The sequence below is a fragment of the Sphingomonas aerolata genome, assembly GCF_023935825.1.
Lineage (GTDB): Bacteria > Pseudomonadota > Alphaproteobacteria > Sphingomonadales > Sphingomonadaceae > Sphingomonas > Sphingomonas aerolata.
This window is the reverse complement of record NZ_CP098762.1, coordinates 2,163,428-2,179,298: the sequence shown is the minus strand read 5'-3', so window position 1 is coordinate 2,179,298 and position 15,871 is coordinate 2,163,428. Positions and strand designations below refer to the sequence as shown.

At 63.8% G+C, this 15,871-nt stretch carries 15 protein-coding genes and 1 tRNA gene; 7 read left to right on the top strand and 9 right to left on the bottom strand.

All coding sequences use genetic code 11. The features are described 5' to 3' along the window. Positions 1-75: 75 nt before the first annotated feature. The 7 genes from NEF64_RS09945 (at position 76) to NEF64_RS09915 (ending at position 8,562) form a co-directional block, all read left to right on the top strand. A complete protein-coding gene (locus tag NEF64_RS09945) occupies positions 76-1,473 on the top strand; it encodes a M20/M25/M40 family metallo-hydrolase (protein WP_414711868.1) in 1,398 nt (465 codons plus the stop codon). Positions 1,474-1,627: 154 nt separating this feature from the next. Next, on the top strand, positions 1,628-1,894 hold the full coding sequence (locus NEF64_RS09940) for a hypothetical protein (RefSeq protein ID WP_031393308.1): 267 nt from the start codon (positions 1,628-1,630) through the stop codon (positions 1,892-1,894). Between the two features lie 123 nt (positions 1,895-2,017). After that, positions 2,018-2,093, top strand: a tRNA-Ile gene (locus tag NEF64_RS09935). An 856-nt stretch (positions 2,094-2,949) separates the two neighbouring features. Then, on the top strand, positions 2,950-3,501 hold the full coding sequence (locus NEF64_RS09930; protein ID WP_107045822.1) for an FxDxF family PEP-CTERM protein: 552 nt from the start codon (positions 2,950-2,952) through the stop codon (positions 3,499-3,501). 1,048 nt (positions 3,502-4,549) lie between these two features. Next, complete coding sequence (locus tag NEF64_RS09925; protein ID WP_051916446.1) at positions 4,550-4,918, top strand: HIRAN domain-containing protein; 369 nt, start codon at positions 4,550-4,552, stop codon at positions 4,916-4,918. Positions 4,919-5,846: 928 nt separating this feature from the next. Then, the gene (locus NEF64_RS09920) at positions 5,847-6,107 is read left to right on the top strand and encodes a hypothetical protein (protein ID WP_156360446.1); all 261 of its coding nucleotides are present in this window, start codon (positions 5,847-5,849) and stop codon (positions 6,105-6,107) included. A 1,795-nt stretch (positions 6,108-7,902) separates the two neighbouring features. Then, entirely contained in the window at positions 7,903-8,562 is a 660-nt protein-coding gene (locus tag NEF64_RS09915; protein ID WP_235516465.1) for a PEPxxWA-CTERM sorting domain-containing protein, read from the top strand. A gap of 128 nt (positions 8,563-8,690) precedes the next feature. Here NEF64_RS09915 and NEF64_RS09910 read toward each other — a convergent pair whose 3' ends face one another. The 9 genes from NEF64_RS09910 to mdcA all read right to left on the bottom strand — a co-directional run bounded on the left by NEF64_RS09910 (position 8,691) and on the right by mdcA (position 15,814). Continuing rightward, on the bottom strand, positions 8,691-9,029 hold the full coding sequence (locus NEF64_RS09910; protein ID WP_056408394.1) for a hypothetical protein: 339 nt from the start codon (positions 9,027-9,029) through the stop codon (positions 8,691-8,693). Positions 9,030-9,081: 52 nt separating this feature from the next. Further along, positions 9,082-9,657 carry a GAF domain-containing protein gene (locus NEF64_RS09905; RefSeq protein ID WP_056408397.1) on the bottom strand — a complete coding sequence of 192 codons (576 nt, stop codon included), beginning with the start codon at positions 9,655-9,657 and terminating at the stop codon, positions 9,082-9,084. A 152-nt stretch (positions 9,658-9,809) separates the two neighbouring features. Then, positions 9,810-10,721 carry an acyltransferase domain-containing protein gene (locus tag NEF64_RS09900; protein WP_056408401.1) on the bottom strand — a complete coding sequence of 304 codons (912 nt, stop codon included), beginning with the start codon at positions 10,719-10,721 and terminating at the stop codon, positions 9,810-9,812. Continuing rightward, entirely contained in the window at positions 10,718-11,554 is an 837-nt protein-coding gene (mdcB, locus tag NEF64_RS09895; protein WP_056408402.1) for a triphosphoribosyl-dephospho-CoA synthase MdcB, read from the bottom strand. The genes NEF64_RS09900 and mdcB overlap by 4 nt, the downstream gene beginning before the upstream one ends. Then, complete coding sequence (gene mdcG, locus NEF64_RS09890; protein WP_056408405.1) at positions 11,551-12,180, bottom strand: malonate decarboxylase holo-[acyl-carrier-protein] synthase; 630 nt, start codon at positions 12,178-12,180, stop codon at positions 11,551-11,553. Before mdcG ends, mdcB begins: the two co-directional genes overlap by 4 nt. Then, positions 12,180-12,896, bottom strand: coding sequence for a biotin-independent malonate decarboxylase subunit gamma (locus tag NEF64_RS09885; RefSeq protein ID WP_056408407.1), 717 nt, complete (start codon positions 12,894-12,896; stop codon positions 12,180-12,182). The genes mdcG and NEF64_RS09885 overlap by 1 nt, the downstream gene beginning before the upstream one ends. After that, complete coding sequence (locus tag NEF64_RS09880; RefSeq protein ID WP_056408409.1) at positions 12,883-13,842, bottom strand: biotin-independent malonate decarboxylase subunit beta; 960 nt, start codon at positions 13,840-13,842, stop codon at positions 12,883-12,885. Before NEF64_RS09880 ends, NEF64_RS09885 begins: the two co-directional genes overlap by 14 nt. Continuing rightward, positions 13,839-14,156, bottom strand: coding sequence for a malonate decarboxylase acyl carrier protein (gene mdcC, locus NEF64_RS09875; protein WP_056408413.1), 318 nt, complete (start codon positions 14,154-14,156; stop codon positions 13,839-13,841). Before mdcC ends, NEF64_RS09880 begins: the two co-directional genes overlap by 4 nt. Before the next feature lie 11 nt (positions 14,157-14,167). Next, on the bottom strand, positions 14,168-15,814 hold the full coding sequence (mdcA, locus tag NEF64_RS09870) for a malonate decarboxylase subunit alpha (RefSeq protein ID WP_082446998.1): 1,647 nt from the start codon (positions 15,812-15,814) through the stop codon (positions 14,168-14,170). Positions 15,815-15,871 lie beyond the last annotated feature (57 nt).

The window sequence follows — 15,871 nt, the reverse complement described above, 5'->3', positions numbered from 1 at the left end:
GGATTTGACGTGCGCAGATAGCGATGCGGCGGGCCGTTGGCAAACGGGGAGCGGCGACATAGGCTGTCGCGGATGATGAAGCACACGCTCGCGGTATTGGCCGCCTCCACCCTGTCCGTTCCTCTCATGGCACAGCGGACCGCACCACCCGCCCCTGCCCCGGTCGATGCGAAGGTCGCAGCCCTCCGCGATGCCGCGCTCAAGGACGACGTCGCCTATGACATCGTCGAGGGGATGACGACCGAGATCGGCCCCAGGCTGGCGGGGACCGAGGCGGAGGCGCGTGCGCGTGCCTGGTCGGTGACCAAGCTGAAGGCGCTGGGGTTCAAGAACGTGCGGATCGAGCCGTACCAGATGCCCGTCTGGGTGCGCGGCGTCGAGACGGGCTCGATCCTGTCGCCCTTCCCGCAGGCGCTGAAGCTGACCGCGCTCGGCAATTCGGGCGCGACGCCCGTAGGCGGCCTGACCGCGCAGGTGGTGGTGTTCAAGACCTATGGCGACCTGGCCGCGGCGCCTGCCGGGAGCCTCGCCGGCAAGATCGCCTATGTCGGCAATGCGATGGAGCCGACGCAGGACGGGTCGAGCTATGGCGCGTTCGGGCCTGCACGGTTCGTGGGGCCGGCGATGGCGGCGAGCAAGGGCGCGGCCGCGATCGTGATCCGCTCGATCGGTACCGATCATCACCGCAATCCGCATACCGGCACGACCAACTTCCCCGAGGGCGTCACGCCGATCCCGGCGGCGGCGCTGTCGGTGCCCGATGCCGAGCTGATCGAACGGATCGCGATGCGCGGCAAGCCGATCACGATGACGCTCGTCCTGACCCCGCGGATGACCGGCACGCACGAATCGGGGAACGTGATCGCCGAAGTGCCGGGGACCGATCCCAAGGCGGGGATCGTACTGGTCGGCGGGCATCTCGACAGCTGGGATCTCGGCACGGGCGCGATCGACGATGCGAGCGGCGTGGCGATCACCGCGGCGGCGGCCAAGCGGATCCTCGACGGCCCGCGCCCGCGGCGGACGATCCGCGTCGTCTGGTTCGGTGCCGAGGAAGTCGGCGGTTTTGGCGGCAAGGCCTATGCCGAGGCGCACAAGACCGAGCGGCACGCGACCGCGGGCGAATCCGATTTCGGCGCGGATCGCGTCTGGCGGTTCGAGACCAACCTGCCCGACAGCGCGAAGCCGGTCGCCGATCGCCTCGCCTCCGCGCTCGCCCCGCTCGGCATCGCGCGCGGCGCAGGGGTCGGCGGTGACGGCACCGATGTCGGCCCGACGATGGCGCTGGGCGTCGCGGCGATCGACCTCAACCAGTCGGGTACGCGCTATTTCGATACGCATCACACGCCTGACGACACGCTCGACCGGGTCGATCCCGAGCAGCTTCGCCAGAACGTCGCGGCGTGGACGACGATGCTGGCGATCGTGGCCAATGCGCCCGAGGAAATCGGCTCGGTCGTGCCAAGAAAGTGACCAGTTGCGGCAACCCGCCCGTCATCGGACTGTCGCAAAGCTTGCTGGGCGATGAATTTAGCGGATTGACCGCCGGTCGGGGGCCGCTATTTGACGGGGCTTCGCGACGGCAATCGGGTCGGCCGCGAGTGAAACTATGCTTGGGAGCATTCGAATGAAGAAGATCGTTCTGATCGCTGCTGCCGCCGGCCTGATGTCCGTCGCAGCCTGCAGCAAGTCGCCAGAAGCCGCCGCAGTTGAGAACAACGCGGACATGCTGGCTGACAACATGGAAATGCAGGCTGACAACATGGACGCCATGGCGGACAACACCTCGAACGCTGTCGCAACCGACGTGCTCGAGAACGCAGCCGACAACATGAACGCAGCAGCAGACAACGTCCGCGATGCTGCCGACGAGAAGACCGACAACATGAACTAAGACCTTGTCGGGCGCTTGCGCTCGACAGCGTTTTGGAGTCGGAAAGGGCGTTCCTTCGGGAGCGCCCTTTTTCTTTGGCACCCTTTTTCTTTGGAAACGCTTGCGCTAACGCAGGCGGCGGTGGGGCCTGTAGCTCAACGGTTAGAGCTGGCCGCTCATAACGGCTAGGTTGCGGGTTCGATTCCTGCCGGGCCCACCAATATCTAAAATAGTGACTACCTTACCTCGTCAGGAATGCGCAGAATTGCGTCGTTTGTGGGGGTTTTCCTTCTCACACGTTCCATACGGCGAACTGAGAGTGCGGGATATTTGGGGGTATTTTTCAAATGGTATTTTCTGCCCCCCAGATGTCATGATTCGGCCCGGATTTCTGCGGCTTGCGGAGCCGCTCCGGCTTCGGCGGAAGCACCTGGTTTGAGGGTGTCGATGATCATGCTGGGCGGCATTGCGACGATGATCTCGGCAATGCCCGCCGCAGCGCACGCCGCGGTGCAAGTCGCGGCGAACCGCGAGTGACGAACCGCTTTAGATCGGCGGCGTTACGCCCTATCATCGTAGAGAGGCTAGCGAGGCTCCTGCCTTGCTCTTTGGCGAGCTCGGCAGTCGAACTCGCGGCGTTTGCATACTCATTGGGCGCATCCAAACAACGAATCAGGGTAGCGCCCGAGCTATACTGCTCCTTTTTTGTTCTCAACCTGCCTGCCATCGCCGGGCGGAACGAGGCACGGGATAGTTCGGAAAACCTCGTAACTCGGGGGGGTTTGAATGTCGCTGGAAGAACAGTGTGCCCCTCAACAACTATTGAAGATTTAGGTCATTCTTATTGTCTTGTTAACCAATTTTGAGCAGGGCCTATTGCACGCTTCTACCGTGGAAAATGCCCCCGGATGCAAACGATCCGGCCGCGCGAATTCATGACGCTCATCGCACTCCGCTCACGATGCACGATTGTCCCGAAACCACACAATGGTTGGGTGGTGGCCGTTTTCAGGCAATTGCATAACTCTCTGGCCCCCTTTACTTTTTTTCCAAGGAACACGTAAAAAGGGACCATCATGAAGCGCTTACTTCTTTCGACAATGGCATTCGTATCTGCATTCGCGATGGCCCCAGCGGCTCACGCAGTTAACTTCACTCCGAACGACCCGGAGTTCACCGTCAGCGGCGATATAAAGAATGGTACCGTTTCGGCAGATTTCGGCCGGGCGGGCATCAAGCGTGGTGCATTCACGGATACGTTCAATTTCATCATCGATCAGGCCGGTCTGGCTAGCGGTACGCTCAGCACGAGCACGACGCGGTTCTTCAGCCCGACAGATCTTGATATCCTGTCGGTGTTCATCAATGGCTTCGCAGCGTCGAAGACTGTTGTCGGCAAGGCCGAGTTTTTCGAGATCAACAACGTGGCGATCGCAAAAGGTGCGACGAACCAGATCGTCGTGAACGGCCTCTCGCGTGGTAACGGTTCCTATGCCGGCACCGCAACCTTTGAGCCGACGGCAGCAGTTCCCGAGGCCGGTACTTGGGCAATCATGCTGTTCGGTATCGGCGGTATCGGCTCATCGATGCGCGTTCGTCGTCGCCAGGCGAAGATCGCATTCGCCTAAGGAGATTTCACAGCCGGTCCCAGTGTCCGGCCGTGTGAAGGCAGCCGCCAACCTTTCGAGGTTGGCGGCTGTTTTCATTTGAATCCAGCGCGATTGAGGCTGCGGAGGGATTGATGTGGCGCGACGACCGCCATTGACCGACACCTAAGCGTACGGTCAGGCGCGAACTGGTCGAAGTCGACTTCCTTATGTCGTCCACAGCCACGGATCACATCTATGGTCCGGATACCCGGGGACGGCATGGGTCGGGTTTAAGTGGTCAAACGTCGACGGAGTGACAATGCAGAAAATCCAATAAGAGCCGCGCTTCGCGAGACCGTCAACGGTCGCGTAGACACACCAGCGGTCCGCCTAACCCTGCGCTGTCTCTGACATCACTGCCCCGGGCGCCGGCCCCTCGTGTTTTTTTGGGAAGCCGCGCAGCAGGATAGCGAAATCGGTCGGTGCCAGAGTGTGACGGCCTCGGCAGCTGCGTCGATCCGGCGCATATACCGTAGTCGGCAATGCGCGGGCTAGCATTGGCATCAAGAATTTTCAGTTAATCCACTTTAACCGCGTGGAGTTGCAATTACTAAACAAATTCAATGCATAAATCCCCTTGTCGAAAGACAAGCACTTTCAAATTTGGGGGTTCAAATGCGCTACTGGCCAATCGGCAAGCCCATTCGGGGTTAACTTTGCCATCAGCTTGGGGATCACTATTGGCGTCATTGACGTATCCTTCAGGGTGCAAAGCAATGCGTTACTAGGCCAATGGTGACCCTTACAACGGCTGAAGCTTAAAATGCCCGGCTTTTCGAGCCGGGCATTTTTTGTGTTCACGACCGCGTCATATCCTTTGCCAGAATCTCATCGGTGCATGTGCGAAAAAGCAAGGCCAAGAGGTTTCACCGCTTTTTGCATAGCGGTGTGCGCAGTATTAAACCGTCCGCTTACCAGATAGCCAATTAAAGGCGTTCGTTACGCCGAACTACTGCGACGGCCCTTCGTTGATCGCATCAACTTTCCGAACGAGGACACGAGCAAGAGCAACCGCCGCAGGGAGTGCATGCTGTGCGCGCCTGGCGTAGCGGTCGAGCTGCGCTTCGAGCCAAGCAACCCATACGACGAGAACGCCGTTGCCATATTTAGCGAGCGCGGCACCCAACTGGGCTATGTCAGCGCAGAGCGCGCGCCGCTGATCGGCAAGCGGATAAAGGAAGGCGAGGCGATCGCCGTCTTTCAGACGATGCACGGAAGCGGGGTGCCTACCCTGCCCGACCCGGTCCCCGATGCTTTAAAGCGCCCACTTCCCCGCCAGGCTCGGCCGGAGCAGCGATCGGTCTACGATCCCCACGCCTTTTACCCGACAAGGAAGGCCCAGAATTCGGCGCTTAACATCGGGCTTGCGGCCCGGTTTGACCAATATGAAGCTTAGCAGGTTCGTCCCGTACTATGCTGGGGCTGACGAACGCGGCACGATCGCTAAGGCCCGCGAAGATAGCTTTGAAAAACGGGACGCCCTCACAGCAATGCGTGCCGCACTGCTCGAGATGGTGCCTGAATCGCACTCTGGTTACCGAACTTCCGATCCAGCTGAACTGTCCGCAGACACTGCAAACACGTTCAACCCTGGCAAGATAGCGCCAGTGGCCGCGCAAGAGCGGTAGGCGTCATTCTCGGCATGGTGAAGTGCATCGGCTAAGAAAGAGGCCACAAGCGGATTGTTAGATACGTCGGCGACGTGAAGCGCCCAAGCGATCGCGGAACGCAAGATTTCTGCGTCGTGTCCAAAGGGCGTGTTCATGGGGCGGCTTGTTACAAAGCGAATTCTTGGGAGCCAAGCTCGCGTTCGGCATACAAGGTTAAGATTAACCTAGGTTACTTCCCGTCAGGACCCAAGCTAGCCTGACTGAACCCGCTGCCAGCTATACTGGTGAGCAAGGGTCTGAATGGGGCACCTGACCGATTGCGTCACGCTGTTGCCGGCGTGCCGAGTTGCACCCAGCGAGCAACTGATCGGATAGGACTGATGCTGCTTCGATGTCGAGCGTGACAGCAACGCCTGGCCCGTCAAGCAGCACCCTCCCCTCGTTCGCTGAGACGTTCAGAATTTCCGGACGCAAGGTACGCAGCATGCCAATTCTCCCGTAGACCAATCAGCGACCAGTGGCGGCACATCGTTCCGGGTATTGATCCACGGCAGGACGTTACTCAGTCACCGAGATCGCTCGCCTCCCGTTGAGGGAGGCGGTGAGTTTGGAGCGGAGCAGCGCGCTAGCTAGGTCAGAAAACGTCAGTCCCAGTGACGCTCTTGCATACGAAGGTCGATCGTATACTTTCGGTCGAATTGCAGGAGTCGAACGATGAAATATCGCGTTGCAGTTGCGCTGATCCTCACGCCCATTGGCGTAAAGGCGCAAACGTCAGAAGCCCCTGCCAAGGCCGTAGAGTCGCCAACCAAAGAGAAGAAGATCTGCCGGTCAATGACGCCGACGGGCTCTTTCATGGCCACGCGCGTCTGCAATTCGGCTGCAGCGTGGCGCAAATTTGATGGGATTACTGCTGACGGCGCGCAGCAGACCCGGGATGTGTATCGAATGACCACGACCGGCGTGCCGCACTGAGTTAGATGCAGCGGCGATTTCCTGCAATGCCCGCCGCCTGGCAGTGGAATCGGATGCCGCAATCTGATTGAGCGCCGAAAGAAGCCGCTCATTGCGCGCGCACAACGCCGCTTTCGTCATGCTGGCACGAAGCGGCGGCTTCCCGACAGTTCGGCCGCGCACAACCATGTCAGTCATGTTTTCCTCGTGGGTTCCCGCCACCAAATGCGCAGGGTTGCAGCAGATCGCGCGGTCGCAGGTGTGACGGATGACGCGTTCGCCTGGGTCTTCGCCGTTAACTATTGCCGATGCCACCCGGTTTGATCGGCGGATCCTGCCGCCTCCCACCGTCGTCTGACCGTACAGCCCTTTACCGCCGCGGCATGCTGTCCAATCCCAGCACTCGCCTTCACCGCGGCGGGCGACGTTAGACCAGAATCGGGCAATGATAGCCGGCCCCCGGATTGGATCCGCGAGGTAAGGCCATATAGGCTTGATCCCGAACCGGGGCTTAAACGGCGCCGTCGCGGCTATCTCGACGCTCATGAAATACACCCCACTGCACGTGGGGGATTCTTGGGGGTATAATGCCCGCCGCCACGGGCTTTGTAAGGGCGTCAGTTCGATAGGTGCCGGGCCCACCAATTTCCAAAATCACAGTCTCCATATCGCCGCAATAAGCCGCAGCAATGCGCCACTTCTCTGCGGTTTTCTTGGCAGGCGTTCCGTAACTCCCCGTCGTAGATCAGGCGTTGCGGGGGCGGCTCAGGGGATATTTTCGGATTGCCCGCACCCAATACCCCCGCAAGGCCATCCGAACATGCAGCCGGCGATTTCCAAACCCCCCGGCCGCAGCCGCACATGGTGCGCGTGAACGCCTTGTCTCACGCAGTCTGACAGGATCCAGCGGCTCTTATACTCCACAGCCCGGGAACGCAGGAAGATGAGGACAATCATGCAGCTCGGGGGGCCTCGACGTCACCCGGTGGCCAGCGTAGCCCGTCGTCAAATAAATGACTGTTGGGTCACTCTTCGTGTCTTGTTAACCATAGGAAAACAGGACTTATTGCGCGCTATGACGGTGCGAAACGCGCCGCGGAGCAGAGGGTGTTTCAATGGTAATGATCTTGGTGGGCTGGGCCGGCTCTTCCGTCGCAGCTTTTCTCGTTCTCGGGTACGCCGCTCACAAGCTCAAACACGTATGAAGCGGGGAACGGGTTAGGATCCACACGCGTTCTATCCGGACGAGGACGGGCTCGACCGGGGAGCCGACCAAGGGCGGCGAGCGACTGACGACGGGCCGACCTGCACCTACCGAGCAGTTGATCGGTAGGGACGGACGCTGCCTCTATGCCGCGCGTGGCGGCCCAGCAGGGCCCGTCGATCGGCACCTTCCCCTCCTTCGCCGAAACGTTCAGAGCTTCCGACTGCAACTTCGACTGCATGGCCAAACGCGATGCGATTTCTGGTCATCGATCACGATCATGCGTGTCCGATGGCGCTTCTCATCCGTAGATCATGAGGCGCGGCGACCGCCGCCTGTTGCGACACCGCATCCGTCACGATCGGGCCGGAAAACTTCCGTCGGGAAGTGGAGCAGCTGCACCTTTCCCGATCGGTAGGGGAACCTGGACCACTTCCGCCGCTTGCTCAGGGAAATTCGCATCAAATAACCGACGAATCCAAGGATATGCGGAGGCCTTTTATAATCCAATTGTAGTAGTGCGTCTTAAGCCATTAGGATTATCGTCGATAATTCCGGAGTATGATAAAGAAAGAATGGCGACGCTGGTTGCCGACTTTCGAGGATAGTCCCATGATAAACAAGGCAATCATAGTCGGAATGCTTGGATTGACGGCAATTTGTGCGACACCCGCTGCAGCTGTATCAATCATGGATCCGACCGACGACTTCATTCCGTCATATACTGCGGGTCCACGTTTTGCAGATCTCGACGTCACAGGCTTCTCGGTCAATTACGACAGTATGTCGCAATTCTTCACGCTAGGCGCCACCTTCGCCGGGAATAGCGATCCGCAGACGGCGGGTCTGTACATTTTTGGCGTCAACACCGGTACAGGCATCGCCAGACCTTTTGCCTCGATCGGTCAACCCGATGTGATCTTCAATCAAGCCATCGTGATACAGAAGAACGGCACCGGATCGGTTGGTCCAAATGCCTTGGACCCAACTGGTATTGCCATCGCTGGAAACATGCTGACAGCGCGGGTTCCGCTCGCCTTGCTGCCGAGCACGGGCTTTGGGCCAACGCAATATGGGTTTAATCTCTGGCCCCGAAACGGTGTGGGTAACGTCAACCAGATTACGGATTTTGCACCTGAAAATGCGACCGTTTCGATCGGCGCGGTTCCAGAGCCGGCAACGTGGCTCATGATGCTTGTCGGCTTCGGGGGCGTCGGCTTCAGCCTCCGCCGGCGCATCGGTAAAGTCGTCACAGGTACTGCTTACGCCTGATCTCGATGGCAGTTCATCTCAGATAGAGCCGCCGCCCTTCATCGGTCGGCGGCTTTTCAGTCTAGCGTCATCTGCGTCAGATATCTTGTCCCAGAGTAAAGGCGTCGAGGATCAGGCAGCTTGCTGGATTACATAGTCGCCGAAGGGGTGCCTAGTGCGACAATATGCTCGACGGCGTCCTCGGTAATTTCCTGGGCACCCTCCAGCCCGAATTCGCCAAGATAGGACCAGGCGACCCACCCGACATATCTCGGCAGGCCCGGAATGGCGAGGCCGACGGATCGGCCGATCGTCACGCCATAATCCGCTTTCACCCGAAAACCACGCGTGGAGACGCCCGTCACGGTCGCGGGTATCATTTCGCCCAGAGGGGTGATCAGAAGCGCCCCCAGGTTGACGAGATGCCGGGATGCGCAACGACGTTCGATCAGCGCCGGCGAGATATCGCTCGCGATTTTGCGATACATATTCATTTCGAGGCACGTCCGGGCAGTCTACGTTGTTGCGCACACGTGGCCATCACGGTCGCTGGCTTTGCATCGAAGACTGGACTTCCTTATAGCCTTCGCGATCGACGTCGGCCTGCTTGCTTATGGAATGGACAATCGCCTCTGCTTCTTTCTTCAACGCGATGATCCGCGCCCTGTCGTCGTCCGTGATGAAGTCACGAGGTTTTTCATCGAAGACGCACAGCGCCCCGAGTACGGTGCCGTCTTCGTCGCGTAGCGGCGCACCGATATAAAATTGAATGCCTTCGATCGTGTCGACGAAGGGGTTGCCGGCGAAACGCTCGTCTGCGCCCGCGTCCGGAACGATTGTCAGTTCGTCGGGGGATAGAATGGCATGCGCACAGAAGGACGTTGACCTCTTATATACACCGGCCTCGAAACCCGCTGCCGACAACACATAGGTCGAGTCCTGATAGACGATGGTGATGGCTGCGGACTTTGCCTTCAGGGTATCGCGGACAGCATCCAATATCGGCCGGAATCTGCCGACATGCGGACTTGCGATGAGATTGCTTGTCGCAATGGCCCTTTCGCGCTCGCGTTCATTTTCCGGCTTATCCGCCATGATGTAGAACGAGATCGACATATCATATCCTAGCCCTATGTGCCCAATCGAGCAGATAGGGAGCCTAAGCGTCCGTTTGCCCGGCCTGTGACGATATAAAGCAATAGCTAACAAAGGGTTGGCATCACCGCCCGCCCTATCGAACGGCACCCTCCCCTTGTCTCCCCCGACGTTCAGCGGGCGATCCAGGCGGTGATTCCGGCGAGGCTGCGGAAGTCGTCGACTGCGCGGACGTCGAGTGTCGGATAGGCGGCGCGGACCATGTCGGCGAGCGCGGTGCCGGGGCCGAGTTCGAGCAGGCGGTCGACGCCGCGTTCGACCAGTGCCTCGAGCGTGGCGGCCCAGTCGATCGTCGTGTCGAGCTGTGCCGCAAGTCCTGCGATGCCGGCGGCGCCGCGGACGATCGTGGCATCGGTCGCGCCGATCAGCGTGCGACCCCGGATCGGCCGTGCGGGCTGGGCTTCGAGCAGCGCGGCGTGGAACGGGGCGACCGCAGCGGACAGGCGACGGGTGTGCGACGCGACGCGGACCGCGATCGGGCGGGCGGTTGCTGCACCCTCCGCCAGAGCCGCGTCGCAACAGGCCGCGACCTGCGCGCGGGTGCCGCCGATCACGAACAGCAGACCGGGATTGACGATCGCGATGCCGCAGTCGAACCGCGCGACCAGCGCCTCGACCGCCGCGCGCGGCAGGCCGCGGACGAAGCCGAGGCCATCCTCCGCACCGCCGGCCGCGTCCATCGCCGTCGCCCTCGCCGCGGTGAGCCGCAGCGTGGCGGCGGGCGACCACAGGCCGGCAATGCCCCAGGCGGTCATCTCGCCGACGCTATAGCCCGCGACCAGCGCCGGACCGATCGGTTCGAGACACGCCGCCGCCGCCAGTCCGCGCGCGACGCACAGGATCTGGCTCGTCGCATTGGCGTGGAGCCGGTCGTCAGCAGCGGTCCGGACGAGCTGATGGACATCCTGTCCGAGGATCGCGGCGGCCTCGGCGAGGATCGGTGCGGCGGCGGGCTGGTCGACGAACAGGTCGAACATCGCGCGGTCCTGCCGCCCCTGCCCCGAACAGAGCAGCGCGAGCGTCACGCGTCGTGCGCCGCGACGAAGAACGTCATCGCCAGCAGGTCCGCACACCCCCCCGGACTGAGCCGCCGGGCGACGAAGCGGCGATGGACCGCGATCGCGCGCGCGCGCCAGTCCACCGCGCCGATGCCCCCCGCTGCGAGGAAGGCGCGGGCCTCGGCTTGCGCGAAGGCGAGACCGGACGGGCCGCCGCGATAGAGGAGATTGGTGTCCGCGACGCCGACGATCAGCGCCATCAGGACCTGCACTGCCTGCGCGTTCCGGTCGTCGGGCCGCAGGCGCCGCGCGGTGGCGAGTGCGGGCAAGGCGGTGGCGTAGAGCGCGGGGAAGCCGGCGGCGGCCTCGACGCGTGCGCCGCCCGCGGCATGGCGGCGCGCGACCGTGCTGCCATGGCTGTGCAGCGCGACAGGCCCGCGCAGAATCTCGGCGCCCCAATGCTGCGCGACGATCGTCCCGAGCGGCGCGGCGAGACCATAGCGCGCGCCGAACCCCGCAGCGGCGCAGAGCAGGCCCATGCCGAAGATCGCGCCGCGGTGCGTGTTCACCCCGCCCGTCGCGACCATCATCGCCGACTCCGCCGCGATCCCGATCGCGCGCAGCCGGTCCATCCCTGCCCCCGCGGCGCCCGCCTGGGCCAGCGCGGCGAGATAGGGCGCGAGCGCGTCGGCGCTGCGGTTCATCATGGCCGCGTCCATGTCGTCATGCGCGCCCGGATCCACCGGGCTGACGAGGCCGGGTTTGGGATAGGTCGCGATCTCGCGACGGAGGCACAGAGCGGCGGCGTGGCCGATCGCGTCGGTGTCGACCGCGGGTGTCGTCGCGACGAGCGCAGTCATGCGAACACCGCCGCGCGCGGGGTCACGCCGTTCGCGTGCGCCGCCTTGACGAGCAGATCGGGTGCGTCCGACGCCCATTCGCGCCACTGCACCGCATGGCCTTGTGGGGTGAGCAATTCGCCGTCAATCCGCATCGGTGCGGTCGCGCCGATCGTCAGAAGCGCGCGGGCGCGTGCGGTCGCGGTGCGCTGATCCGCCACCGTCCAGAGCAGGTCGAGATCCGAACCCGGCGACAGATAGGCCAGCCCGGTCAGATGCGCCCAGGCGAGGCTGCCGAAACAGCGCGTGTCCGGGTCCAGCGTGACGAGCGCGGCGATGCTGTCCTGCCAGGCGGGGGGTGCCGCCGCCGCCGCATCGCGCAGCAGCGGCGGCGGGGCGTCGGTGCGGGTGGCATCGGGGGGCACGGCGAAGGCGAGCCGCTGCTTGCCGATCGAGGGCGGCAGGGGCAGCCCCAGCGGGACCAGGCACGGCAGTTCGCCGACGACCGGCCGCCGCGCGATCAGCGGGCGGTCGTCCCTGGCCCAGTCGGCGAGCAGCGCCGGGGCGTTGGCGAGCCCGTGCGCGGCGAGGATGGCGGGCCAGCGCTGCGGGTCGATCCAGACCAGCCGGTGTCGGTCGAACCGCATCAGCGCCGCGCCGCCATATCCACCTCGTCCGCGATCGCCGCGGCCTTGGGCCGGCCCTGACGCTCGGCTCCGTGCGTCGCGCGCGCATCGTGGTCGCGCGGCGTGGCGAGCAGCACCGCGAGCTGATCCGCCAGGCTGCGCTGCCGATCCCAGACCTCGGCGACCCCGCCGACGCTGACCAGATTGTCGAGGCCGGGGGCGAAGACCGGGGTCGTCTTCGCCTTGTCCTCGAGCAGATCGATCGACAGCTTGGTGACGCGCGCCATCGAGGCGAGGTCCATGACTTCGGGATGCGCGCCGGGCAGCGCAACGAGCGTGTCGCAGGCGAGCGCGGTGGCGATGAACGCGCCGGCCGCGCTGCCGCCATAGAGCAGGCCGATCGTGCGATGGCCGCGCGCCTCGGCGAGCAGCAGCGACTTGGCGAGATGCGCGAGATATTCGCTGAGGCCGAGCAGTTCGTCGCGCCGGCTCATCCGCTGGCTCGCGCTGTCGACGAGAAAGAAGATCGGCGCGTCGTCGTCGCTGCGCGCGATCGCGAGCACCGCGGCGGACAGGCGGATCGCCTGGTCGATGCCGATCGGCGCGCGCGCGGTGGCGCCAATGACATGCACGCCCCGTCCGTCGGGCGATGTGCCGCGACCGAACAGCAGGTCGCCCTCCGCGGTGACCGCATGGCCGGCCGGAAACAGCGAATCGAGGATCTCAGCGGGCGTCATCGGCGCTCTCCCGGTATTGGGCGGCAAGGGTCGCGAAGGCGGCGGAAGGCATGTCGGGGATCGCCTGCGGATCATCGATGCCGAGCGTGCGCCAGATGTCGGTCGCGTCGGCGGCGTCGCCGAACCGGGCGATGCGGCGTTCGAGGCGGTCCTGTTCTACCGTCAGCGTGGCCAGATCGAGACCGGGTCGCTCCCCTCTTCCGAACGGGAGGGGGGAGGCATTCCGGACGGAACCCGCCTTGGCGGGTCGCCCGAGCGCTGCGAGCATCGCCGCGCGGAACGCCGCGGCATCGTCGTCGACGAACAGGTCCGCGCCGCCGATCAGCGTGCGGTGCTTGCCGCCCATCGTCCGCCAGACCAGGGCGCGGTCGCGAGAGTCGAATTCCTCGACGCCCTTGTTGGTCTCGATCACCTCGGGGCCGGTGACGCTGATTCGGCCCTGTTCGGATATGATCAGCGTCGAGCAGCAGCCGGCGATCAGCCCGCCGCCGCCATAGCAGCCCGCGCGCCCGCCGATCAGCCCGACGACGCGCACGCCCGCGATCCGCGCTTCGGTGACCGCGCGCATGATCTCGGCGATCGCGATCTCGCCGGCATTGGCCTCCTGCAGCCGCACGCCACCGGTGTCGAACGCGATCACGACGTCGCGGTTGAGGGCCTTGGCGGCGCGGAGCAGGCCGGTCAGCTTGGCGCCGTGCACCTCGCCGAATGCGCCGCCCATGAAGCGGCCCTCCTGCGCGGCGATCAGGATCGGCGTGCCGTCTACCGTCGCGGCGCCGACGACGATGCCGTCGTCAAACTGCGCGGGCAGGTCGAAGATGCCGAGATGCGGGCTGGTCTCGCGCCGCTCCGGACCGACAAATTCGGTGAAGCTGCCGGTATCGACCAGCGCCGCGATCCGCTCGCGCGCGCCTGCCTCGTACCAGCTCTGATAAAGGTTGCTCATGCTTCGGGCTCCTCGATCATGCGGACGGCCTGGGCGAGGCGCAGCGACACCGTGTCGGGGCGCGCGCCGCCATCGTTGATCGCGATCCGCAGGCCGCCGGCGGCGCGCCGGCCGACGAAATCGGCGACCACCGCGTCCCACAGATCGCGAAAGCCGTGCGCCGCGGTGCTGATCTCGATCGCGCACCGATCGGCCGCGGCACCGCGCTCCACCAGCACCTCCAGATTTCCCGACGCGACCACGCCGACCAGTGCCATCGCGCGTGTGCCGCCCGCGGGCACGGGCGCGGCGATATCGAAATGCAGGATTTCCATGCTTCTATCCCCTACCAGTTCCGGAACCGGCTCGGTGGCCGGTAGAGCCCGCCCGAGGCGAGCATCAGGTCCTTGATCGAACGCGCGGCCAGCATGTTGCGGTTCGCGTCGAGCGGGTCGATGCCGAGATCCTCGGGCCGCTGGATGATCTTCCGTTCGCGCAGCCGTTCGACCATCGCCTTGTCGCGGCCGCGGCCGATCTCGGTAAAGCCCGCCACGCCGCGGATCGCCTGTTCGCGCTCATCCGCATCGCGGCAGAGCAGCAGGTTGGCGATGCCCTCTTCGGTGACGATGTGCGTGGTGTCGTCGGCATAGACCATGATCGGTGCGAGATCGAGATCGAGCTTTTCCGCGAGTTCGAGCGCGCCGAGCTTCTCGACGAACAGCGGCGCATTGCCCTCGCCGAACGTCTCGCCGATCTGCACAACGAGCTTCCGGCCGCGGCGCAAGGGTGCCGCGGTGTCGGGATCGGCCTCCGCGCCGGCCTGCAACCAGGGTGTGCTGGAATGACGCCGGCCACGCGCGTCCGATCCCATGTTGGGCGCGCCGCCAAAGCCGGCGATGCGGTTCGCGGTGATCGTCGAGCTGTGCCCGGCAAGATCGATCTGCAGCGTCGAGCCGATGAACATGTCGCAGGCATACAGCCCGGCGGTCTGGCTGAACGCGCGGTTCGAGCGGAGCGAGCCGTCGGGGCCGGTGAAGAAGATGTCGGGCCGCGCGGCGAGATAATCCTCCATCCCGACTTCCGAGCCGAAGCAATGGACCTGCTCGACCCAGCCCGCCTCGATCGCGGGGATCAGCGTCGGGTGCGGGTTGAGCGCCCAGTGCGTGCAGATCTTGCCCTTCAGCCCCAGCTTCTCGCCATAGGTCGGCAGCAATAGCTCAATCGCCGCGGTGTTGAAGCCGATGCCGTGGTTCAACCGGCGCACGCCATAGGGCTGATACAGCCCCTTGATCGCCAGCATCGCGGTGAGGATCTGTGTCTCGGTCATCGCCGCGGGATCGCGCGTAAACAGCGGCTCGACATAAAAGGGCCGCCCGGCGTCGAGCACGAAATGGACCTGGTCGCCGGGGATATCGACGCGTGGCAGCGTATCGACGATCTCGCCGACCTGCGCGATCACCAGGCCGCTGCCGAAGCTGGTCGCCTCGACCACGGTCGGCGTGTCCTCGGTATTGGGGCCGGTGTAGAGATTGCCGTGACGGTCCGCGCTGACCGCGGCGATCAGCGCGACCTGCGGCGTCAGATCGACGAAATAGCGCGCGAACAGTTCGAGATAGGTGTGGATTGCGCCAAGCTCGATCTTGCCGCCGAACAGCATCTTCGCGATCCGTGCCGATTGCGGGCCGGAATAGGAGAAATCGAGCCGCTTCGCGATCCCGCTGTCGAAGACGTCGAGATGCTCGGGCAGGACGACGCCCGACTGGACCATGTGGAGGTCGTGGATCCGTTCGGGATCCATCGCGGCGAGCCCCTTGGCCAGTACGTCCGCCTGTTTCTGGTTGTCGCCCTCGATGCAGACCCGGTCGCCGGGCCTGAGCACCGCTTCGAAGAAGTCTACGAGCGTTTCGGGATCGACCAGCTTGCCGGTGGCAAAGCCCCGGCCCGCCGCGATCCGCTCCTCGCGCATCTGCTTGCGCGTATTCCATTGCCGCACCGCATCGCCTCCTGACGCTTATTACGGCCCTCTTGTATTCGCTATTGCTCCAAACGC